Origin of the sequence: Shimia thalassica, assembly GCF_001458215.1 — a bacterium.
Classification (GTDB): domain Bacteria; phylum Pseudomonadota; class Alphaproteobacteria; order Rhodobacterales; family Rhodobacteraceae; genus Shimia; species Shimia thalassica.
The window spans coordinates 22,489-45,524 of sequence record NZ_CYTW01000007.1 but is presented as its reverse complement, the minus strand read 5'-3'; the positions used below and the strand labels follow the sequence as shown (position 1 = coordinate 45,524).

The following is a 23,036-nucleotide window of genomic DNA, read 5'->3' as shown; positions in this document are numbered from 1 at the left end:
CTCGGTTTAAAGTATCGCGCCCCTCCCTTCGGGAAAGGCGCACTAGCTTGTTCCAGCCCACTTGGGTTCAGACCTCAGTGGACCGGAAAACATATTGCCCCGCGCGCCTTAGTGGCGGAAGTGGCGCATTCCTGTAAAGACCATCGCCAGACCGGCTTCATCTGCTGCGGCGATCACTTCATTGTCACGCATCGACCCGCCGGGTTGAATGACGCATTTGCCGCCAGCAGCGGCCGCTTCCAGCAACCCGTCTGCAAACGGGAAGAAGGCGTCGGATGCCACGGCACTGCCTTTTGCAGGGCTTTCATCCATTCCCAGAACATCTGCCATACGCGCTGCTTTTGAGGCCGCAACGTTTGCACTGTCCAGACGGCTCATCTGTCCGGCGCCGACACCAACGGTGGCCCCATCCTTGACATAGACAATGGCGTTCGACTTGACGTGCTTGGCAACTTTCCAAGCAAACAGCAGGTCTGCCATTTCCGCGTCGGACGGCGCTTTCTTGGTGACAACCTTAAGATCTTCCATGCCGACATATCCGACATCTTTGTCTTGTACCAACAGACCACCAGCAACCTGTTTATAGGCCATGATCGGCTTGCGTGGATCAGGAAGCGCATCGGTCAAAAGCAAACGCAGGTTTTTCTTGCCCGCGAAAATCTCTTTCGCCTCATCGGATGCACCGGGCGCGATCACGACTTCGGTGAAAATCTCGACGATCTTTGAGGCAGTTTCCGCATCAAGTGGCTGGTTCAACGCAACGATGCCGCCAAACGCAGAGGTGCGATCGCAATCAAAGGCCTTTTGATAGGCTTCAACCAAAGACCCGCCAACCGCAACACCACAAGGGTTTGCGTGTTTGATAATCGCGCATGCAGGACCATTGGCCGGATCAAACTCGGCCACCAGTTCAAAAGCCGCATCAGTATCATTGATGTTGTTATAGCTCAGCTCTTTACCTTGCAGTTGGGTCGCGGTTGCAACGCCAGGGCGGTTCGACCCATCGGTATAGAAGGCAGCTTTCTGATGGCTGTTTTCGCCATAGCGCAGGGTTTGTTTCAACTCACCTGCAACGGCACGACGCTTGGGTGCTTCAAGGCTCAATGCATCCGCCATCCAGTTTGAAACAGCCGCATCATAGGCACCGGTGCGCGCATATGCTTTCTGTGCCAGAAACTGACGGAAAGCATAAGAAGTCTGGCCGTCATTGTCGCCCAGTTCCTGCAGCAGCGCATCATAGTCCTCGACATCCACAACCACATTGACGAAGCCGTGGTTCTTGGCTGCGGCACGGATCATGGCAGGGCCACCGATATCGATGTTCTCGATACAGGTTTCGTAATCTGCGCCAGCGGCAACAGTTGCTTCAAAAGGGTAAAGGTTCACAACCAGAAGATCGATCCCGCCAATCCCGTGTTCGTCCATGGCCGCGACGTGCGCATCGTTGTCGCGAAGCGCCAAAAGACCGCCGTGCACCTTTGGGTGTAGCGTTTTCACACGACCATCCATCATTTCCGGAAAGCCCGTGATTTCGGACACATCTTTTACGGCCAATCCGGCCTCGCGCATGGCCTTGGCGCTACCGCCGGTCGAAAGCAGTTCAACACCACGCTCGGCAAGTGCGGTGGCCAGCTCGATCAGGCCGGTTTTATCGGAAACGGAAAGCAAGGCGCGGCGGACGGGGTGCAGGTCGGTCATAACGTATGGGGTCCCATAGGGTCAGTTTGTCATATCAGGCTCATCGCGGTTCAGATCTCGGATGGCAACCGCAGAATCCTGCGCTTTGGCCAAAGACCACCGGATGCGCGTCGCATACTCTATTGCGACGCCGGATAGAACGACCTGTTTTGTCGCGCGGGGCTTTAATCGCGTTTTTTCGAGATAAACACTGGGTACTACCGTCATTTCGGCCGGTGAATCATGTCGGAAGACCCAAATCTCTCCGCTTTTGAGCGCGATGGACACGGCAGTGCCACCCATATCCAACGCGACATCTGCATCCGGATGGATGTGAAACCGCACGTCGAAGGGGATTCCCTGAAGGCTGTTGCCATCCATGCGTTTATCGAACTGCCGTTTCGCGGTGTCTTCCAGAGTGACCAGTAAATCTTCGCCGACAAGGCCGCGACCATCAAAAGTCAGTTCAAGCGTGCGCGCGTGCGTGATCCCGTAATCGACAACAAACCCGTCATGCCCTGCCTGAAGTCGCAGCCCATCCGGGGCTTGCCCCATTTCAATCGGGACCTCTTTGGGCGCGTTGACAAGCGGCTCTTCGATTTCACCGAACCTCTCGCGGGAATTTCCCAAACGGGCACTCGACCGCCCATCCAGCGAAAGCGTCGAGTGCGACGGCGTTGCGCGACCTGCACGCCGCCATTCCAATCCGAACGTTTCCCCCGATCCGCAGTTGACGATCAAAGGACGTCGCCCGCTGGTCAGCTCGAACGCCAATGTCGAGGCATGCGCATTAAACGACGCCGCACCTGTTGCGGGCGGGCTCGCATCCACAACAATGCTGGTTCGTCCAGCCGCAAGCCGCGCATATCCCATGGCAAGCCCGTCTGCCTGAAAGGTTTTGACATGGCTTTCGGCCAGCGCGTGATCAAGACGCCCCTCGATCCCCCGTCCGCCGCCGTGAAAGCGTGCCAATCCACCGTCCGAATGGCGCAACGTGCGCAGGGTTGGCGCAATGCGTTCGATTGCAGCAACATGTTCAGGCGACACCGTGCGTTCGGCCTCGGTCAAGGCGGACGCAGCCCACGTCAAAAGAGTGAACACCTCAAGCAACTCTTCGGGATTGCGTGTGGGGATCCCCCCTTGCATATCGACCTGAGTCTTGCATTCTTTTTCAAGCGCTTTGCAGGCCAGCTCGACGTGCTGCGCCATACCTTCAAGGGCCAGCCCCGCATAGATCAACCCTGTCAGCGCTTCGAACCGCGGCAACCCCGGAAGCGCTTTGTGCCATCTGCGCGAGAGAAAAATCGTTTGCTGGCCAAGCGAGCGATAGAAATCTTCAGAAGCGCGGCTGTCACGCCCCCTGAGCAGCAACAACGCATGGTTAATCCACCGGATCAAACGACGCCCTGTAAGGTCAGGTGTCCAACCGGCACCTTGCCCCCGTCCATAAGAATCAATCCATTGCCACACCCAGCGCTGCGCCTTTTCGCGCGAAGGCATGTCGCCCACAGCTGCAAGATCATCAAGCCAGGCAAAACCATGAAGCTCGAACTCAAAGGCCGCATTGCCCTGTCCCACATCCCAGATCGAGGCCTGAGGTTCGGAAATCAGTGTTCCGGCAAACAGGAAATTGCCCGCAACAAGCTGTCGACCTCTTGCAAAGCTGCCAATTGTTCGGGGTTCAGGCGTGGACGTAAAAGCCGTTGCTGGGCGCGCCATAGCGCTCCACCGCGCATGAAGGCGGTGCATCAGGCGCGTATGCCGCGCGGATAATCCGTCGGAAAAGCTCATCAAACCTCTGCCTCTACGCTCTTGCGGCGTTTGTCACATCGTAACGTGTCAAACTGGCAAAGTCACCGGAGAATCCCCGTCACCTCATGTCAAACCGCTTCATTTGCGAAGAGCCGCTGATTCAATGTGAGTTTTTACGCAAGCTCGCCATGTAAAAGCCGTCCATGCCGCCAAGATCGGACCAATAGTCGGGTCGCAAGCGCAGTCCGCCTTCTTCTGTCATCCATTCCTCAGCAAGACCAAGACGCAAAATTGCTTCGCGATCCACAGACAGGTCCGAATGGCGCTCAAGGGCCTCTTCAACCTGACATTCACCTTCGTCCGGCAACAGGCTGCAGGTGCAAAACACCAAGCGCCCGCCGGGCTTCAGCAAAGACACCGCGTGATCGATCATCTGCGCCTGAAGCGAAATCAGCTCGCCAAAATCGCTTCCGTCTTTGGCGTGTGGCAAATCCGGATGGCGGCGAATTGTGCCGGTCGCCGAACACGGCGCATCCAACAGGATGGCATCCCACTGCCCCGACATCTCAAGCACATCCGAAACTCGCGTTTTCGCCTTGAGACCGGTCCGATCCAGATTTTCCTTTAGGCGCTTCATGCGACCTTCGGAATCATCCACAGCGGTCACAGCCGCTCCGGAAGCCGCAATTTGCATTGTTTTTCCGCCCGGTGCAGCACACAGGTCCAGAATTTTCTCGCCCTTTTGGGGCGCCAGAATTTGCACAGGCATCGCTGCGGCCGCATCCTGTACCCACCAATCTCCTGTATCATATCCGGGAAGAGTGGAAACCTGCTGGCCTGCGTTTACACGCACAGATCCAGTGGGCAACAACGTCCCTCCAACGAGTTTCGCCAAAGCCTCGGGATCGCTTTTTGCAGTCAGGTCCAAAGGCGCGCCTGCGAAATGGGCGCGTTCCATCGCACCAACCCCATCAGACCCATATGCCATTGCCAGGGGATCACGCAGCCAACGCGGAAGCCGAGGCGCGCGCAGCGCTTCCCATGCTTCTGGTCCTTTTGCGGCCACCTTGCGCAACACCGCATTCACCAACCCCTTCATGGGCTGCGTGCGTTTGTTCTTGGACACAATCGTCACCGACGCATTCACGACACCGTGCGCAGCGCCACCCTGACACAGCTCAACCGTCGCCAGGCGCAACACATTGTGCACCGACAAGGGGGGCTGTTTCTGCAAGTGCCGTTGAAGAATGCGATCGGCGCGCTCGAGGCCACGCAGTGTTTCCAACGCCAACCGTTGTGCACGCGCCCGATCATCTGGCCCAAGCCGGTCCAACACACCGCCTCCGATCAATTCGGACATCAGACGTCCTTCCCCCAATACCTGATCTAGCAAATAGACGGCACTGCGGCGGGCCTGAACTCCGGTTTCGGACATTGGGTCGCTCCTTCGATGACTTGTCCAGCAGGGACAGGCGCGTATATCAAGGGCTAGACGCGAAAGGAACCCCGGTATGACCGACACCCCAAAAGAAGAAATTCAAGACCTTCCCCCGGCCGCCCAGCGCGCCCTTGCCGAGGCCGAAGAGCGTCGCAAAAAGGACAAAGGGGTCAAACTGCCAACCGAACTTGGCGGGCGTGATGGTCCTGAACCTGTTCGTTTTGGCGATTGGGAAAAGAAAGGCATCGCGATCGACTTCTGATCGCAATGCCTTTTTGTTTTCGAATGCCCGATGTGCATCACAGAGCATCGGGCGTGCCAACTGTTTAAAGACCCAAGGCCTTGCGGCGCTCCTCGGCAAACCCCTGAACCAGCCGATCCGCAACAAGCGCAAGAATGGCCATGGCAGCGCCTGCGGTTAGGCCAAGACCGACATCAGCCTTACCCAATGCCAGGTAGATCGACTGTCCCAGCCCCGTCGTACCGATCAGGGCCGCAATCACCAACATGGCAAAGGCGTAAAGGATGGTTTGGTTCAGCCCCAACAGAATCGTTGGCGCGGCATAGGGGCCGCGAATCTCGAACATTTCCTGCCATTTCCCGGCACCGGACGCCCGCGCGGCCTCTATGATTTCTTCCGGCGCACTCACAAGCCCGTGTCGTGTATACCGGATCATGGGCACCACAGCGTACATGCAGATTGCAAGAAACGCTGAGAATTCACCAATCTGAAAGAACATGAGCACGGGAATAAGAAACACAAACAGCGGGATCGTCTGAAGCAGATCACACATTGGTCTCAGGATTGCCCATGCGGTCCGGCTCACGGCGGCCCACAAGCCAAGTGCGCCACCAACAACGGCACAGGCAAAAACTGCTGCACCTGACAGATAAAGCGACAGCAAGGCGCGCTCCCACAATCCGGTCAGTAAGATGAACACCAAAAGCACAACAGCAAATCGTGCCAGCTTTTGACCGCCAGCAACCCACCCAAGTGCTCCGGCGCCAGCCAATACAAATGGCCACGCCAACTGTGCAATCCCGACTTCGACCATGCCAACAAAGATCAGCGTTGTGAGGCCAGCGGTCGGTTTGCCTCGCCACGTCAAAAGCCCTGCGATTGCAACAGCAACACCATAGAGCATCAACGTATGCGTTAATGTCCACTTAAAGCCCCAGGTAAAGGGCAGGACAGCATCCGACAACCCGATGCGCAATGGCAGCAGACCATAAAACATCGCGTTGTTCTTCAACGCATCAAGCGTCGCGCCATTGCTGGCGGTAAAGGCGCCCACGCCACTGTCGACCGCGTCGGCCACACCATCAAACGCACGGACGTCAGAGCTGTTCCATCCCGTCAGCGAAAAGGCAATCGCGCTTGCGACCGCGATGGCCAGAATGCTCCAGACAACTTTGGGGGAATGTTTCTCGCGAGGTTCGGCGAGTTTGCCGGACATCCGGTCGATGATGATCGCAAAAATCACCACAACAAGCCCCGCCAAGAAGCTTTGACCAAATTGCGCCTTGCGCATGGTCAACAAAACTTCCCAGCCAATATCGTCAAACCCGCCAATTACGGCGGCAATGATCACCATCGACAAGGCCGCCATAAGGCATTGGTTCACGCCCACCATGATTTGCGTTGTCGCGCTCGGGATCTCGACAAGGAACAATTGCTGCCGACGTGTGGCACCTGACATGACTGCGGCTTCGCGTACTTCGTCATCAACCCGCTCAAGCCCTAAAAGCACATTTCGCGCCATCGGGGGGGCAGCATAGATTGCAGAGGCAATCAAACCAACGACAGGGCCGAAACCGAACAACACCAGCAAGGGCGTCAAATAGGCAAACGTCGGCACCGTCTGCATCACGTCCAGCACGACATTGACCGCATTTTTGACTCGCGGTTTTTCATAGGCAAGAACACCAATCGCCAATCCGCTTAACAGCGCCAGCGGAACCGAAACCGCCACCAGCGCCAATGTGTTCATTCCTTCAGCCCAGTATCCACTCAGCAGAACAAACCCAAGCCCCAGAGCGCCAAGCAACGCCATGCGCAGACCGCCGAGGTACCAGCCCAGCGCCGTGACCATGCCAATCACAAGCGGCCATGGCGTTTCACCAAGAACAAAGCTGGCCCAACTCATCGGGAAATTGAGCAGATAGGAAAAGAAACGGGCAATCGGTTTAAAGACATCCAGAACCCAGCCCACGCCAAGGCCCACCCATTCCGTGATGGGCAGAACCAGGGCATCCGGCCAACTAACGAGCCAATCGACAGATGGGCCCAAAAGTCGGCAAATCGCACCGATAACAATGACGAACAGGGCGGCTTTTGTGCCCGCGGTCAGGGCCATGGCCCCTTTTCGGGTGGCCCGTTCTATCACGCTCATACTTCGTCTACCTGCAAAGCAGCGGCTAAGTCAGCAGGGTTCACAGCCCCGACCAGCTTGCCCGCGGCATCATGAACAGGGACCGGTTCATAAAGGGACATACATTTCGCCAAAGCCATGTCCAGCGTCATACCTACGCGCAATCCGGGATCATCGGGCATGTTTTCAGGAATCGCCTCAAGCATGACAGACTCGACACATGCGTGACGCCCCTTGGGTACGTCTTTGGAGAACTCTGCCACATAGTCATTCACTGGACGCAGCACGATCTCTTCGGGCGTTCCGATCTGGACGATTTCTCCGTCTTTCATAATCGCAATACGATCCGCCAGCTTTAGAGCCTCGGCAATATCGTGCGTGATGAAGACAATGGATTTTTTCAATGTCGCCTGAATATGCAGGAACTCGTCCTGCAACTGACGACGGATCAGGGGATCAAGCGCTGAAAAAGGTTCGTCCAGAAACCAGATATCGGGGTTTACGGCCAAAGATCGCGCAATGCCTACGCGTTGGCGCTGTCCGCCGGACAGTTGGCGGGGATAGGCGTCTTCGCGCCCCTCAAGACCCACCATTTCCAGAACTTCAGCCGCGCGGGCCACCCGAACCTTTTTGCTGGCGCCCTGCATTTTCAACGGAAAGGCGACGTTGTCGGTGACTGTCATATGCGGGAACAGCCCAAAGTGCTGGAACACCATGCCCAGCTTGTTGCGTCGCAGATCGATCAGGCGCTTTTCGTCAGCTTGAAGAATATCTTCGCCGTCAATGTGCACCGCACCGGCGGTTGGCTCGAGCAAACGCGATATACAGCGGATCAAAGTCGACTTTCCGGACCCTGACAGGCCCATAATGACGAACAGTTCTCCCTTGCGCACTTCGAAATTGGCATCACGCACTGCAGGGATAAGACCCCGCCCAACAAGCGTTTCTGCAATCGCGGTTTGATCTACGGCGTCAAGCGCTTCGCGCAGTGCCGTTTGCGTATTCTCGCCGAAGACCTGCCAGAGGCCTTCGACGGAGATCGCCGGAGCGGTGCTGTTTTCAGAAGTCATGGCTTACTTGGTCGCCGCGTCCACAACGGGCTTCCATTTGCCTTCGTTCGCAGCCATCCAAGCGGCGACAACTTCTTCCACGCCTTTGCCGTCAACGTCGACTGCGCCCATCATGGGCTGCTGGTCTTCAACAGCAAGCGTGTAGTTCACGAGAATTTCGTGTGCAGCTGGCCATTTGTCTTTCATGCCAGGCCATCCTGCCTTGAAAATGCGGCTGGCGGCAAAGTCGCAATCGTTGATCGCATTGGGGTTTGGTCCCCAAGCAGGATCGCTAAAGCAGGCATCTTCACCGGCGGGCAGATCTACAAATTTGACGTCATAGGCCGACATCGCCCAGTGCGGCTGCCAGAAGGTGATCAGCAATGGAGATTTCTTTTCGGTCGATGCGCGCAGTTCCGCGATCAAAGCACCTTCGGAACCGGCGGGCACTGCCTTGAATGGCAGTTCCAGACCCGTCATGCGATCCGCGCCCGGTGTGCCCCAATCCGCAGGATAGTCAACCAAACGGCCCATTGGCAGCGTTTCCGCAGTCGCAAAGTTCATGGCACAGTCTTTGAGCGCTTCCCAAGCAGGCAAGCCGGGACAAAGATCAGCCACGTGCGCGGGATATGCGATGCCTTCGCGTGCATTCAGACCAAGATCGGAAAGCTCTTCCAGCTTGCCTGCGTCTTTCAGACCCGCATATTGATCTGATACGTTAGAAGACCAGATTTCCAGCGTCGCGTGAATGTCGCCGTCCGCGATAGCCTGAAACTGGTTCAGCATACCTGCGGTGACAAACTCGACCTCATAGCCGGCTTCGCGCAGCATGCCCGCCGCAACATGCGTGGTTACGTGCTGACCGGTCCATTCGTTGATCGCCAGTTTGATGGGCTCGTCTTTTGCACCCATGTCGGCAGCGGCTGCAAATCCTGTCGACATCGCTGCGACTGCAAGTGCGGATACACCTGTTTTGATCAGTGTCTTCATGTTGTTTCTCCCGAGTTGAGCCATTTCTTAAATGGCCATTTAGTTTTTTAATTGGCGCAATAAGAACATAAGAATCTCATTTCGCCAACATAAAATGTCGTTTTCCAAGCATAACGACTTTGCCTCCGACATTCCAAAAGGAACGCCGGTTAGAGTAACATATTGACAGTCTTACTTAATAAGGATGTGACGCCAGTCTCTAGAGACCCAGCACATCCAGCATATCATATTCGCCCGGCTTCTGGTCTTGCCCCCAAAGTGCGGCTTTGAGTGCGCCGCGGGCAAAAACAGACCGGTCTGTCGCGACATGGCGCAAAGTGATGCGCTCGCCCGGTGCGGCAAACAAAACATCATGCTCACCGACGATATCCCCGCCCCGAATAGCGACAAATCCGATGTCCCCTTTCTTGCGGGCGCCGGTAATGCCATCGCGTCCACGATCGGCGACATCCGCCAAATCCACACCGCGCCCCTCGGCGGCGGCTTCGCCCAACATCAGGGCCGTCCCTGATGGCGCATCAACCTTGTGATGGTGGTGGGCTTCGATAACTTCGATATCGAAGTCTTCATCAAGGGCTTCGGCAACTTTTTTCGTCAACTGGGTCAGCAGATTAACACCCAAAGACATGTTACCCGCCCGCACAATGACGGCATGTCGCCCGCACGGCCCCAACTTGGCAATATCGTCGTCGGTCATGCCCGTCGTACCAATGACATGTACGGCGCGTGCTTGCGCAGCGAGTTTGGCAAATTGCAAAGTTGCGGCAGGCGCAGTGAAATCGATCACGGCCTGTGCTTTGGCAAAGGCTTCGAGAGGTTCATCTGTCACTTTGACGCCAAGAGGCTGCCCGCCCATCGCTTCGCCCACGTCCATGCCCACCCAAGGATGACCCGTGCGTTCAACGGCGCCGACCAAACGTGCCTTTTCGCTATCCACCACGGTCTTTATCAGCATCTGACCCATCCGGCCCGAAGCTCCGGTAATGACGATTCCTGGAAGATCTTCCATGGTGTTTATCCTTGTTTTTATCACGTCGTGTCACATCGGCAGTGCCCGGAAGGGCAATTCCATGCGCTTCTTGCCCGTTTACCCAATACAGCAGCGCTTGGCAAAGCCTTGCGAAAGGCATAAGTGAAGAACATGGCAAAGAACAAATTCCACGATGGCCCCGGCCCGTCGCAACGCCAGTTGCGTGTAGGTGAACTTATCCGCCGCACTTTGTCCGAAGTGCTGGCGCGTGGCGACGTGCATGACCCCGACCTGAACCGCATGTCCATTACTGTGGGCGAAGTGCGCACCTCTCCCGATCTCAAGATCGCGACGGCCTATGTCCTGCCTTTGGGCGGCAAAGGGCAAGAGGATGTGCTCAAACTTCTGGCGCGCAACAAAGGCGAGCTTCGCCGCGCTGTCGGCAAAAAAACCGGCTTGAAATACGCGCCGGACTTGCGGTTCCAGCTTGATCAGACATTTGACCAGATGGACGATACCCGCCGGATGCTGAACCAAGACCACGTCCGTCAGGATATTGACACCGACGAATGAAGCGCCTGGCCGCTTTCTGTGCGTTGCTTACGGCAATGGCGGCGACGGCGGCCTTCGCGGTGGAATGTCATGATGTGTCCCATGACGGCAATCGTTATGCGGTGTGCGAGGCAACCGCGCAGGAAGACCTGCGTCTTTTCCTGCGGGATCCAGAAAACCGTATTCTGGGCCATTTCTCTTCCGTGAACAAAAGTTTGCCCGCGAGCGAGGACCTGATCTTTGGCATGAACGCCGGCATGTACCACGCCGACCGAAGCCCTGTAGGCCTTTACATCGAAGAAGACTCTCAAGAAGGCAGGTTGCTCACAAACGCGAGCGCCGGGAACTTTGGCCTTCTGCCCAACGGGGTGTTCTGCATCGGTGAAACCCGCGTTGATGTAATCGAAACATTGCGTTTCAAAGACGCGGAGCCTGTGTGCCGTTTTGCTACGCAATCCGGGCCGATGCTTGTGATTGAAGGGACGCTGCATCCCCGTTTCCTCGTCGACAGCACCTCGCGCTTCATACGCAACGGAGTCGGAACAAGCGCGGATGGTCAGCGTGTTGTCTTTGCGATTTCAAACAATGCCGTGACATTCCACGAATTTGGGCGCCTGTTCAAAGATCATTTGGGCCTACCAAACGCGCTTTATTTTGATGGCAAAGTCTCGCGGCTTTATGCTCCGGAACTTGATCGCAACGACGCTGGTTTCTGGCTGGGACCGATTGTCGGGATCGTGCGCGGCGACGCACAGCAAAAGTAAATTTGCCAGACAACCTCTAGATTTGCTATTATTTTAAGCGAAATGAGAACTTTGCCATTAGCAAAGCTCGGCTTGGGTAAATTTGGAAGTAAGGAATTCAGATGAGTTTTTCCATTGAACCGCTCTATGGCACAGATGACTTTGGACGTGTTTATGCAGATCAAGGTCACTTTCGATCATACCGTGTAGACGATAATGCAGTGGTGGTCGGTGCCGACGGCGGCACGCTGTATATTCGCGCGTTTGATGATGACGGTCCGGTTTTTGACACCCAGCAATTTGCAGATCACGGCAGCGTCGGGTTCGGTGAAGTCATCGTTTATCACATTCATGACAACCGCGACGGGTCCATGAATGTTTACTATCAGGTACGTGACGCTGATCCGCTTCCTGCCCAGCTGACGAACTGGGTTGTGACCCTCGACACGGAAACAGGGCTTGAAACCGGTCCGGCGACAGAGCTGACGACCGGCATCTTTGGCGACAACACCATGTCGATGCTGGACAACGCATGGTCCTTGCCAAATGGCAACATTGCAGCCGCGATCAACGGCACTTTTGTCGTTGCCGATCCGGACGGAAACATTGTGGGGCAAACACAAAGCGCCCTGACCTCTGCCCCCCACGGTGTCAATTGGCTCAATGATCTCGCCGTTACGGGTGATCAATTGGCGGTTGCCTATGCCTCGCACCGGGCGGGCGCGGCCAACGAAGTCTTCCTGCGTTTCTTCAATATGGATGGCAGCGCAAATGGGGACGTCATTACCGTAAGCGAAGCACCGTCGAACAGTTTCGGTGTCTTTGCCACAGCCCAGATCGAAACCCTGACAAATGGCAATCTTGTCGTGACTTGGACCGATGCGGGCACCCAGCCCGAAGACCCGAACGACGGGTCGGTCTGGTTCCGCATCTACAGCCCGACCGGAACCGAGATCGTCGGACCAACGCTGATCAACTCGATCACAACGGGCAGTCAAACCCGCCCCATACCCGTGGCCACCGAAACGGGTTTTATCGTCAGCTATGTTGACTTCGAAATCACCTCCCCCTTCAGAAATCATGGCGTCATTCATGAATACGATCTGAACGGGAACTTTGTCGGATCCGAAGTCGGTGGCACGACCCCCGGTGGCATGTCTGCCGTGCGCGTCGACAACAATACCGCCATGTTCATCGGAAGCAGTGTTTTCGAGGTCAATCTGGATGGCGACGATACATCGCTTGATCCCGTTCTTCCCGACCCAATCCGGTTTCTCACCGGAGCGGAAACCGCAGACTTGCTTGAAGGTGGCAACAACAATGACCGGCTGACGGGTCTAGGCGGGGATGACACGCTGATCGGAAACGATGGCGGCGACACCCTGATTGGCGGGGATGGCAATGACGACCTTCGGGGCGGTGCCACAGAAGACGACATTCGCGATGTCCTTTACGGAGGCGCAGGAGACGACCGGATCGACGGTGGCTATGGCAATGATGAACTGCGCGGGGATGCCGGGAACGACACTCTCTCGGGGGGCTTTGGCGCGGACACGGTCATCGGCGGCAGTGGACATGACACCCTAACCGGCAGTGCCTTTGCGGATCAGGTCTTTGGCGGGGACGGGGACGACTTCATCAACGGCGGGTTCGGCCATGATCTTTTGAATGGCGGGGCCGGCGCGGATCGGTTTTACCACATCGGGATTGCCGATCATGGGTCGGACTGGGTGCAGGACTATGATGCCGCATCTGGCGACCTTCTGGTGTTTGGTAATGGCACCGCCACTTCCAGCCAGTTTCAGGTCAACACCACCCACACCGCAACCGCAGCAGGTGAGAGGTCAGGCGACGACGACGTTGAAGAAGCGTTCATTATCTATCGTCCCACAGGCCAAATCATGTGGGCTTTGGTCGACGGCGCCGGCCAAAGCGAGATCAACCTGCAAATCGCCGGACAGGTTTATGATCTCTTGGCGTAAAACAATGCCCAAGCCCCGAGCAGACTGCTTCGGGGCTTGGGTTTCGCGTAATTTAGCGTAGGCGCAGGTTGTCGCGGTTCAACTGATCCAGGCTCGTGACCCCCATCAATTTCATATCGCGTTCGATTTCAGTGCGCAGGTTGCCCAGCGCACGATCAACACCGGCCTGCCCCGCCGCAGCCAGAGCATACAGATAAAGCCGTCCACCCGAACACGCCTTGGCACCCGCAGACAATGCTTTGAGTACATGTGTTCCGCGCTGGATGCCGCCTTCACAGATCACGTCAATCTGATCTCCGACCGCGTCACAAATTTCGGCAAGCTGGTCAAACGGCGCGCGTGAACCGTCAAGCTGTCGGCCACCGTGGTTCGAAACCATGATCCCTGTACATCCGATATCAACAGCGCGCTTGGCATCTTCGACGCTCATGATCCCCTTGAGGGCAAACTGACCGTTCCATTGCGCACAGAGTTTTTCAGCATCGTTCCAGTTCATCGACTGATCCAGCATGGTCGAGAAGTACTCGCCCACTGAAACCGCAAGGTTTGTGCCAGCAGACACGTGGCCCGACAGGTGCGGCATGTCGAACTTTTCTTTGGTAAAGAAGTTCCACGCCCATGCAGGATGTGTCGCAAAGCTAAGCGCGGATGCGGGGGTGAGTTTGGGCGGGGATGTAAACCCGGTGCGCAAATCACGTTCGCGGTTGCCCCCCGTAATCGTATCCACCGTCAAAGCCATCACGTTAAAGTTTGCGGCCCGCGCCCGTTCCAGCAATGCATCGTTCAATCCACGATCTTTGTGAAAATAGAACTGAAACATCTTCGGCCCCGGAGCCAGCTTTTCAATCTCTTCCACAGTCACCGTCGCCAGTGACGACACGCCAAACATGGTGCCGTGTTTGGTCGCGGCCTTGGCAACCGCACGCTCGCCTTCGTGGTGAAACAGGCGTTGCAACGCTGTTGGCGCGCAATAAATCGGCATGTCGAGCTTTTGCCCCATCACCTCGACGCTCATGTCGACGTTTTCAACACCGGCCAGCACGTTGGGCACCAGATCCACATCGTCGAACGAAGACGTGTTGCGGCGATAAGTGATTTCATCATCCGCAGCACCATCGATGTAATGGAAGATCGGACCGGGCAGCCTCTTTTTGGCAAGGCGGCGGAAATCTTGATAGTTGTGGCAGTCTGTCAATCGCATCGAAATCTCCGCTATCCGTTATTTTGGTAATATCATATTACCAATTTCAGGATTTCCTATAGAGTCCCCCCAAACAGGTCAAGCTCTTTCGCACTTTCGGCAGGCGTTCCGGAAAACGGACTGACCAAAGAAAAACCCCGACGCGAAGGCCGGGGTTTCTCAGATTTCAAACTTTGTGAAAAAGATCAGCCGTCAGACTTGTCTTTTTTCTCGCGTGGTTCCTGTGCGATCTCTTCGCCAGTTTCCTGATCGACGATTTTCATCGACAGGCGAACCTTGCCGCGGTCATCAAAGCCCAACAGCTTGACCTTGACGTCCTGACCTTCTTTCAGAACATCCGAAGGGTGGTTCAAGCGACGGTTTTCGATTTGCGACACGTGCACGAGGCCGTCACGCTTGCCGAAGAAGTTCACGAACGCACCAAAGTCGACGATCTTCACGACTTTACCATTGTAGACTTCACCAACTTCAGGCTCTGCCACGATCGCGTGGATCATATCATAGGCCTTTTGGATGGCTTCACCCACGGACGATGCAATCTTGATGATGCCGTCGTCGTTGATGTCAACTTTAGCACCCGAAGTTTCCACGATTTCGCGGATAACCTTGCCGCCCGAGCCGATCACTTCACGGATCTTGTCGGTTGGAATTTGCATGGTCTCGATGCGTGGTGCGTGAGCCGAGAAGTCCGCAGCGCCGGAAAGCGCTTTGTTCATCTCACCCAGAATGTGCATGCGGCCGTCTTTGGCTTGGGCCAAAGCTTTTTCCATGATTTCCGGTGTGATACCCGCAACCTTGATGTCCATCTGCAGCGACGTGATGCCGTTTTCGGTACCAGCCACTTTGAAGTCCATGTCGCCGAGGTGATCTTCGTCACCCAGGATGTCGGTCAGGATCGCGTAAGACCCATCTTCTTCCAGGATAAGGCCCATGGCCACACCTGCAACTGCCGATTTCAATGGAACGCCTGCGTCCATCATGGACAGCGAACCACCACAAACCGAAGCCATCGACGACGAGCCGTTGGATTCTGTAATTTCCGACACCAGACGCAGAGTGTAAGGGAAATCTGTCGCAGCAGGCAAAACAGCCTGAAGCGCACGCCAAGCCAGTTTACCGTGGCCGATTTCACGACGGCCCGGGCCACCAACGCGACCAACTTCACCAACCGAATAGGGAGGGAAGTTATAGTGCAGCATAAAGTTCGATTTGTATGTGCCGTGCAGCGCGTCGATCATTTGCTCGTCGTCGCCGGTGCCCAGTGTGGTCACAACCAGACCCTGAGTTTCACCACGGGTGAACAGAGCCGAACCGTGGGTCCGTGGCAAAAGGCCAGTTTGGCAAACAATGTCGCGCACTTCGTCAGTGGCACGGCCATCGATACGCTTACCTGTTTTAACAACGTCACCGCGCAGTATGCTGGCTTCGAGCTTCTTGAGAGCCGAACCAAGGTTCGCATCTTCGAGCTGCTCTTCGGTCAGGGCATCTTTGATCGCTGTGCGCGCTTCGGAAACCGCTGTTGTACGCTCTTGCTTGTCAGTCAGAGCAAACGCTGCACGCATTTGTGCCTCGCCAGCCGCTTTCACAGCGTCATACAGTTCAGTGTATTCTGGTGGCTGGAAGTCGAAAGGCTCTTTCGCAGCGTCTTCGGCCAGATCGATGATCAGGTCGATAACCGGCTGGATCGAGTCGTGTGCAAATTTCACCGCACCCAGCATCTCTGCTTCGGTCAGTTCGTAAGCTTCAGATTCAACCATCATCACGGCGTCTTTTGTACCAGCCACAACAAGATCGAGACGCTGCTCGGGGCTGTTACGCAGATCGTGCATGTCGTCGACTGTCGGGTTCAGAACGTATGCGCCATCTTCAAAGCCTACACGTGCTGCAGCAATCGGACCCATGAATGGGGCGCCCGAAATGGTCAGAGCAGCCGAGGCAGCGATCATCGCAACCATGTCGGGATCGTTAACCAGATCGTGTGACAGAACAGTACACATCACCAGAACTTCGTGCTTGAAGCCGGGAACGAACAGCGGGCGGATCGGACGGTCGATCAGGCGCGCGGTCAGTGTTTCTTTCTCGGTGGGGCGAGCCTCACGTTTGAAAAAGCCGCCGGGTACTTTACCCGCAGCATAGTATTTCTCTTGGTAGTGCACAGTCAGAGGGAAAAAGTCCTGACCGGGCTTTGGTGCCTTTGCAAAAGTCACGTTGGCCATGACCGAAGTTTCGCCCAAAGTGGCGATAACCGAGCCATCGGCCTGACGGGCAACCTTGCCCGTTTCCAGTGTCAGCGTCTCTTCGCCCCACTGCATGCTTTTCGTCGTTACATCAAACATCATGTTTTCCTAGTTGGGAGCACTCCCGGCCCTCCGGGTCTCCCGTTTCATATGGCGACCCCATTGCCGCCGACCCCTTTTCATCTTCTTTCACAGTGCCGAGGTCTGGACACTACGTCTCAGATGAACGGCCCATAGCGGAAAATGGACCATTTGGAAACTTAAAAGTGCTGAACAGTCTGTCGGCCTTCAAACGAGATACAAATGCCTTGGGCCCCTCTTGCCAAGGCGACCACAAAGAGGAAGATGGAGCAAAGACAGATTCAATCGAGCATCACAGCCATGAAGTCATTTACATTTGTTATTGCACTCGTCGCGGGACTGGCCACTTCGGCCTTTGCGGAAAGTAACGCGCGCATTCTGGCGATCGGCGACAGCTTGATGGCTTGGCATGGGATGACTGGGCGCTCCATCGCCCATACGGTTGGACGCGAGCTTGACGAGCCTGTGATGAACAACTCGATTGGGGGCGCCAAAATCATCTACAAGCTGCCGTTATCCGGTGCGATGGGAATGAAAATCGGCAACCAGCTCACCAAGGGCGATTGGGATTGGGTCATCATGAATGGCGGGGGGAATGACCTCTGGCTGGGCTGCGGGTGCAATTCTTGCGAAAAGAAAATGCGCAAGATGATCTCACCTGACGGCCGACGCGGTGAAATCCCCCGTCTGGTTGATACGGCGCGTAAATCCGGTGCCAAGGTGGTTTATGTTGGCTATCTGCGCAGCCCCGGTGTGGGATCGGTTATTGACGCTTGCCGCGACGAGGGCGACGCCCTTGAAGACCGAATTTCAAAACTTGCCGAGATTTTGCCAAATGTATACTTCGTTTCTCTTGCAGATCTGGTTCCCCACGGGGACCGCTCCTACCACGGAATTGATATGATCCATCCCTCACTCAAGGCGAGCGACGCAATCGGTCAAAGGGTTGTGAAAGTGATCAGGGAAAACGATCCCGCACGCCAATAACGGCGCTCAAGCATTGGTTAGGGGTATTCATGGCTCGAGTTACTGTCGTTGTCGCCACATACAATCGCGCGACTGTTCTGTCTCGTACTCTTAGAACACTGATCGCCCAATCCCTGCAGGACTGGCAAGCCGTTGTCGTTGGCGACGCCTGTTCGGACAATACGCATGACGTGATTGCGGCACTTGATGACAAGCGCATCCAGTTCGTCAATCTGCCCGAACGGTTTGGGGAACAAGCCGGCCCAAACTCGGTGGGTATGGCGCTGGCCTCAACACCCTATGTCGCCTTCCTGAACCATGATGACTATTGGCTGCCGAACCATCTCGAACTGGCGCTCTCGTCGCTTGAACAGTGCGAGGCCGACATGTACTGGGCGCAGGCTGCGTTCTTTACCAATCGAGGGCAATGGAAAGACCGGGTTCTGTTCTGCGAAGTGTCAAAACCCGACCGAAGTTTTCACGATCTTCTGGCGCACAAGTTTTTCGTGGCGGAACCTCTCAGCTCTTGGGTCTCGACAAAAGAGGCCTTGAACCGGCTTGGGCCAATGCAGCTTGCCAGCGAAACCGTTCTGGCCCCGATCGTCGATTACTGTATGCGGGCGGCTCGGCTCGGTCTGACTGTTGTAAACGGGCAAGAGACCACCGTTCTCAAAGATCTCGTTCTCTATCCATCCCCCGCCTATGAAAATCCGGCTGACTATGCCGAGGAATGGGTGCGGTCGTTTGAAGACGGCAATACAACTGCAGTGCTTGACCAGATGGAAGAGGATTTATGGCTGGCGCGCGCCCTGAACCTCGAACGCGACACCATTCATCCCAGCGAAGTGCGAGAAAATGTATCCAGAGCGGACGTCTTTCGCGAAACAGGGATAAATTTGGCAGAGATGCAAACCGTCGCCCAAAACACGCCGTTTCTTTTGCTCGAACGTACATTGGTGCATCGCACGCAAGAAACGATCCGCACCCAGCCCAGCATTTCGGACATGACCAGTTATGCACGAGACATCGTCACATGGACACCATGATGGACATATCCGAAGTTAATTCGTGGGTCGACGCAACACGGCTTTCAAGCCAGTTGCGACTAAGGCAGGTGCCTTTCGAAGAATGCCGTCAGTGGTACTTTTCAGAAGGCCGTTTTTGCCACGAGACAGGGGCGTTTTTCTCAATCACGGGCGTTCATTTTCCGCAAGCGGCGACCGGAACGGCGCCCACCCCTTCCATCATGATCGACCAGCCAGAAGTCGGCTGGCTTGCCTTTTTCATCCGCTCAAGCAAAACGGACATACAATGGTTGGTTCAAGCCAAAACCGAACCGGGCAATATTCAGGATACCCATTTGGCCCCAACGATCCAAGCCACGCGCAGCAACTATCAAAGGGTTCACGGCGGAAGGCCGACGTTGTTTCTCGAGACACTGAAAAACGCACCCGGCTTTGTTTCGGATGCCCCGCATTCCGAACAGGGAACGCGCTTTGTCTGGAAGTTTAATCGAAACAGCGTTGCGGCGTTTCCAGACACGTTCGACCCCGATCTGTCCCAACATCCGCAATGGCAGTGGGTTTCGTCCGCCACGTTGAGAGAGGCCCTTGGCCAAGACTATTTTACAAACACAGACGCGCGGTCCGTGGTGTCTACGGCGCCATGGGCTCTGCTTGCTTCCAATGCGCCACTCTTCAAGGCACCTGCCCTCGCAAAATCCTATGCGACAAAACACAATCGCAAGCTGCAGATTCTGGACCAACTGCTTCATCCGAAGCCCCGGAAGACAAAGCTGTTCTGGGAAAGGGCCACGCTGGATGCATACCGCGACCGCGATGGGTTCACCCTCAAAGATGCGACCGGAAAAGATGTGGTCGCCTGCTATGAAACCAATGTGAACCACCGCGAAGTGCCCAATTGGTGTCAGCCTTTTCTTCTTGCTCCGCAACAAACGGATCATGCACTTTTGATGCGGGTCCAAGAGTCATCCGCCGAGGTCTTTGTAAGGGTGCTCGATGAACCGGGATTCGGCACACGAAGAGAGTTCGGACCTTCGGTACACTCTTCGTTTGACCTGCCCGATCTCATGCAAAACTGGCTGAGCGAAGGCAACTGCTCGGATCTGGTGTACATACAACAAAGTGATGAAGGTGGGCGCTTTATGCAGGCGAATGCGAGCTATCGCGTTGCATTGGTGAAAAACACGCCTGACCGCGTGCAATATCCCTTTGGGCGATGGGTTTCCCTTGCCACCCTTGAGCAACTTGTGGCGCAACCCGGCAAAACAACGAACGAGCTCAGAACTTTGGTATCACTTGTCCTAAGCGCGGCTTTCGACAGGGCGTGCCAGACCCTTTAGAAACGGGCGCGGACGCAAAAACCGCCCAAACACCAAGGATTGGGCGGCTCGATTTATCCGATCACAAAGAGGCGGATATTATCCGCGCGAAGGGCCATTGGGTTCATACTTTTTCAGAACTTTTTCGATTTGGCCGTCAGTCAACTTGGCGTTTCCCTTTTTGAGGCACGAAGACACCTTGGACATATCAGGACGCTCGGGCGGGCCATTGCCTTGGGCCGCGGGTTTAGGGAAGCAGCTTTTGACCTGATCTTCGCTTAAGCCGAGATCCTTGGCCATTTTACCAAATTCAGGTGCTGGGGGTTTGCCACCACCACCGCCCATATTTGCCTGGGCAACCGTTGCGCACAAAACTGCAGCCACAGCGATTGTCGAAACAACTTTAACCTTTTTCACCATTTCTCTCCGATTGGAATGTAGGCCCTTGTTAAACGGGAGGCTCTGGAATTTCCGTTGCGCGATTGGGCGCTAAAACAGTCTTTTTTCGGCCGCAGGGGTCTCGAACGAAAAAGCCGCCTCCCGAAACGGGAAGCGGCCAGATTCATACCAAAATGTTTGGTATAATTAGCGGCGCAGGCCGAGGCGTTTGATCAGGTCCTGATAACGCGCTTCTTCTTTGCCCTTCAGGTAGTCCAGCAACTTACGGCGCTGAGCAACCATTTTCAGAAGGCCACGGCGACCGTGGTTGTCCTTCTTGTGGGTTTTGAAGTGTTCGGTCAGAGTCGCGATGCGCGACGACAAGATAGCAACCTGTACTTCGGGCGAACCTGTGTCGCCTTCTTTGGTTGCGAATTCAGTCATGACGCGGGCTTTTTCTTCAGCAGTAATCGACATCGGGGTCTCCTATGATTGAAGGTGTTGGGCACAAGCCGGGATGTCGTCCAGCAGGGTCCGTAGAGATGTCTGATCCAAGAGATTCCCGAACCAGATGCGTGCACATATGTCAGATTTCCCTAAAATGAAAGGGGCAATCTCGTGCTCAGGATTGCAAGGCCTGCAACACGGCCTCCCCTTGCTGAGGAATATAGGTGATATCATCGGACGAAATACCATTCACGCTATTGATCAGCGCGACCTGCTCACCTTCGAGGAACAGACCACTTTGGTGCGGGGTTTGCGGATCCGTTCTGATTTCCAATTCCGGATTTTCTGTATCCTCGCCATCCATCATGAAAATCAACTGATCTTCTGATGCGTTAAAATCCATGATCGTGATGCTGTTATCGCTACCCGACTGCCAATCAGAGAGATAAAAACTGTCCTGCCCGTCACCCCCGGTCAGGATATCCGAGTGCCCTGCGAACAGGGCGTCGTCCCCATCCCCGCCATTCAGGTAGTCGGTGCTTTGATTCATACCGTGCAGCAGGTCGTTTCCGTCACCCCCAAACAGGGTATCCTCGTTTCCGCCAGCTTTAAGGAAGTCATCTCCATATCCGCCGTGCAAGGCGTCATCCCCCATGCCTCCGAACAACGTGTCATCACCGAATCCGCCATGAAGCGAGTCCGCCCCCTGTTGGCCACTCATGACGTCATCGCCAAAATGACCAAACATGGTGTCGTCGCCTTCCCCACCGCTCATTTCGTCTTCGCCTTCTTCTCCGTGCATGAGATCATCGCCGTCATCCCCGAACAGGACGTCGTCGCCATCATTTCCATAAAGATGATCCTCTCCCGCGCCCCCCGCCAGGGTATCATCCCCTGCATAGCCGTTGATCTGGTCATCACCTGAATCGCCGTCGATCACTTCATGCTGTGTGTTGCCCGAGAGAATCTGATCCGACACACCTTGGATTGGTGCGTCTTCGGCCGCGGCATCAATCGAAAGGTCTGCGTTGATGTCTTCGCCAACGAGGTCGACAAGGTTCTGGGCCGCGTCTGCGTCCGAAACAGGTTCATCGGCTTCCGGCAGTTCGGCCTCTTCGTCTTCACCTGTTGCAAAGTCATCGTCATCAAAGGTCACGACCGCAGCCGCACCAGCCATCATTAAGCCAACAAGGCTTGCTAGCATCAACATCACACCACTCCACACCATGCCCCAACGGGATTAGGCCACGTCAGTGTGAGTCGGTAAAGTTGTTTCCCAACAGATGGTTAACACCACATTGCATGCTACGCAGTTGCCGACAAATCCCATGGCTGCGGCTGTTCGGCATAAGCAATGTAAAGAGGATGCCGGGGATGGCCGTGTTTGGTGAGACCCAGACAATGGATGGGCTGGCGCGTGTTTGCCAAAACCAATCGCATGGCATGCCCTCTGTTCAAATGGTCCCCGTGGGCGCCCCATGCCGCAATAATCTGGTCGGCCCAATGACATGCATCAGAAATCGCCTGATCGTTTTCTGGGCCTTCGGGTGCCGCATGCTTGCGCAGTTTCGCAGGATCGGTCTCTCGGAGTGCAAAGATATTCACCGCCCGAAACCCGCCAAAGCCCAGCGCCCGCGCGCGACGCTCGCAGCGTTCAATCGTCGGGTCGTTTTGAACTTCTGTCGCCTTTGACGGGTTCAGCATGATAAAAACCACCCGAGGCGCCGCAGCATCCCAAATGCGCGTCAACGCGTAACGATACGTCCCACACTCGGAATAATCGGCATAAGACGCGGCATCGTCTTTCTGGTGTTCTCGTCTAATCATGCTGGCCTCATTGTCTGTACTGACCCGTGAAGC

At 55.6% G+C, this 23,036-nt stretch carries 20 protein-coding genes; 7 read left to right on the top strand and 13 right to left on the bottom strand.

Annotation, left to right across the window (positions count from 1 at the left end):
- Positions 1-108 precede the first annotated feature (108 nt).
- The 3 genes from purH to PH7735_RS19185 all read right to left on the bottom strand — a co-directional run bounded on the left by purH (position 109) and on the right by PH7735_RS19185 (position 4,864).
- Positions 109-1,698 carry a bifunctional phosphoribosylaminoimidazolecarboxamide formyltransferase/IMP cyclohydrolase gene (purH, locus tag PH7735_RS19195; protein ID WP_058313056.1) on the bottom strand — a complete coding sequence of 530 codons (1,590 nt, stop codon included), beginning with the start codon at positions 1,696-1,698 and terminating at the stop codon, positions 109-111.
- A 21-nt stretch (positions 1,699-1,719) separates the two neighbouring features.
- Positions 1,720-3,468, bottom strand: a complete 1,749-nt coding sequence (locus PH7735_RS19190; RefSeq protein WP_058313055.1) for a heparinase II/III family protein — start codon at positions 3,466-3,468, stop codon at positions 1,720-1,722.
- A 121-nt stretch (positions 3,469-3,589) separates the two neighbouring features.
- Positions 3,590-4,864: an RsmB/NOP family class I SAM-dependent RNA methyltransferase gene (locus tag PH7735_RS19185; RefSeq protein WP_058313054.1), complete on the bottom strand. Its 1,275-nt coding sequence runs from the start codon at positions 4,862-4,864 to the stop codon at positions 3,590-3,592.
- 76 nt (positions 4,865-4,940) lie between these two features.
- Here PH7735_RS19185 and PH7735_RS19180 point away from each other — a divergent pair, with 76 nt between their 5' ends.
- Entirely contained in the window at positions 4,941-5,129 is a 189-nt protein-coding gene (locus tag PH7735_RS19180; protein ID WP_058313053.1) for a DUF1674 domain-containing protein, read from the top strand.
- 64 nt (positions 5,130-5,193) lie between these two features.
- On the opposite strand, the gene PH7735_RS19175 is transcribed toward PH7735_RS19180, so the two are convergent.
- From PH7735_RS19175 to dapB, 4 genes are all read right to left on the bottom strand, one after another.
- Positions 5,194-7,260 carry an ABC transporter permease gene (locus PH7735_RS19175; protein WP_058313052.1) on the bottom strand — a complete coding sequence of 689 codons (2,067 nt, stop codon included), beginning with the start codon at positions 7,258-7,260 and terminating at the stop codon, positions 5,194-5,196.
- A complete protein-coding gene (locus PH7735_RS19170; protein ID WP_058313051.1) occupies positions 7,257-8,309 on the bottom strand; it encodes a quaternary amine ABC transporter ATP-binding protein in 1,053 nt (350 codons plus the stop codon). Before PH7735_RS19170 ends, PH7735_RS19175 begins: the two co-directional genes overlap by 4 nt.
- Before the next feature lie 3 nt (positions 8,310-8,312).
- Entirely contained in the window at positions 8,313-9,278 is a 966-nt protein-coding gene (locus PH7735_RS19165) for an ABC transporter substrate-binding protein (protein WP_199535010.1), read from the bottom strand.
- A 199-nt stretch (positions 9,279-9,477) separates the two neighbouring features.
- A complete protein-coding gene (gene dapB / locus PH7735_RS19160; RefSeq protein ID WP_058313050.1) occupies positions 9,478-10,287 on the bottom strand; it encodes a 4-hydroxy-tetrahydrodipicolinate reductase in 810 nt (269 codons plus the stop codon).
- 132 nt (positions 10,288-10,419) lie between these two features.
- Between dapB and rbfA the strand changes: the two genes are divergently transcribed.
- The 3 genes from rbfA to PH7735_RS19145 all read left to right on the top strand — a co-directional run bounded on the left by rbfA (position 10,420) and on the right by PH7735_RS19145 (position 13,525).
- Positions 10,420-10,821 (top strand): 30S ribosome-binding factor RbfA, encoded by a 402-nt coding sequence (gene rbfA / locus PH7735_RS19155; protein WP_058313049.1) that lies wholly within the window; start codon positions 10,420-10,422, stop codon positions 10,819-10,821.
- A complete protein-coding gene (locus PH7735_RS19150) occupies positions 10,818-11,564 on the top strand; it encodes a phosphodiester glycosidase family protein (RefSeq protein WP_058313048.1) in 747 nt (248 codons plus the stop codon). The genes rbfA and PH7735_RS19150 overlap by 4 nt, the downstream gene beginning before the upstream one ends.
- Before the next feature lie 101 nt (positions 11,565-11,665).
- The gene (locus PH7735_RS19145; RefSeq protein WP_058313047.1) at positions 11,666-13,525 is read left to right on the top strand and encodes a calcium-binding protein; all 1,860 of its coding nucleotides are present in this window, start codon (positions 11,666-11,668) and stop codon (positions 13,523-13,525) included.
- 52 nt (positions 13,526-13,577) lie between these two features.
- Here the strand turns inward: PH7735_RS19145 and PH7735_RS19140 are convergent, their stop codons facing one another.
- Entirely contained in the window at positions 13,578-14,726 is a 1,149-nt protein-coding gene (locus PH7735_RS19140; RefSeq protein WP_058313046.1) for an alpha-hydroxy acid oxidase, read from the bottom strand.
- 185 nt (positions 14,727-14,911) lie between these two features.
- Complete coding sequence (gene pnp, locus PH7735_RS19135; protein WP_058313045.1) at positions 14,912-17,062, bottom strand: polyribonucleotide nucleotidyltransferase; 2,151 nt, start codon at positions 17,060-17,062, stop codon at positions 14,912-14,914.
- Positions 17,063-17,344: 282 nt separating this feature from the next.
- Here pnp and PH7735_RS19130 point away from each other — a divergent pair, with 282 nt between their 5' ends.
- Genes PH7735_RS19130 through PH7735_RS19120 form a run of 3 tightly spaced genes read left to right on the top strand, consistent with a single transcriptional unit; the run spans position 17,345 to position 20,372 of the window.
- On the top strand, positions 17,345-18,031 hold the full coding sequence (locus PH7735_RS19130) for an SGNH/GDSL hydrolase family protein (RefSeq protein ID WP_058313195.1): 687 nt from the start codon (positions 17,345-17,347) through the stop codon (positions 18,029-18,031).
- 29 nt (positions 18,032-18,060) lie between these two features.
- Complete coding sequence (locus PH7735_RS19125; protein ID WP_058313044.1) at positions 18,061-19,056, top strand: glycosyltransferase family 2 protein; 996 nt, start codon at positions 18,061-18,063, stop codon at positions 19,054-19,056.
- Positions 19,044-20,372, top strand: coding sequence for an NDP-hexose 2,3-dehydratase family protein (locus PH7735_RS19120; RefSeq protein ID WP_058313043.1), 1,329 nt, complete (start codon positions 19,044-19,046; stop codon positions 20,370-20,372). The genes PH7735_RS19125 and PH7735_RS19120 overlap by 13 nt, the downstream gene beginning before the upstream one ends.
- Positions 20,373-20,450: 78 nt before the next feature.
- On the opposite strand, the gene PH7735_RS19115 is transcribed toward PH7735_RS19120, so the two are convergent.
- The 4 genes from PH7735_RS19115 to PH7735_RS19100 all read right to left on the bottom strand — a co-directional run bounded on the left by PH7735_RS19115 (position 20,451) and on the right by PH7735_RS19100 (position 23,003).
- Complete coding sequence (locus PH7735_RS19115; protein ID WP_145865381.1) at positions 20,451-20,768, bottom strand: hypothetical protein; 318 nt, start codon at positions 20,766-20,768, stop codon at positions 20,451-20,453.
- Positions 20,769-20,936: 168 nt separating this feature from the next.
- Entirely contained in the window at positions 20,937-21,206 is a 270-nt protein-coding gene (gene rpsO, locus PH7735_RS19110; protein WP_058313041.1) for a 30S ribosomal protein S15, read from the bottom strand.
- Between the two features lie 145 nt (positions 21,207-21,351).
- The gene (locus PH7735_RS19105) at positions 21,352-22,386 is read right to left on the bottom strand and encodes a calcium-binding protein (RefSeq protein ID WP_158503273.1); all 1,035 of its coding nucleotides are present in this window, start codon (positions 22,384-22,386) and stop codon (positions 21,352-21,354) included.
- A gap of 95 nt (positions 22,387-22,481) precedes the next feature.
- Positions 22,482-23,003 (bottom strand): DUF1643 domain-containing protein, encoded by a 522-nt coding sequence (locus tag PH7735_RS19100; RefSeq protein WP_058313039.1) that lies wholly within the window; start codon positions 23,001-23,003, stop codon positions 22,482-22,484.
- Positions 23,004-23,036: the final 33 nt, after the last annotated feature.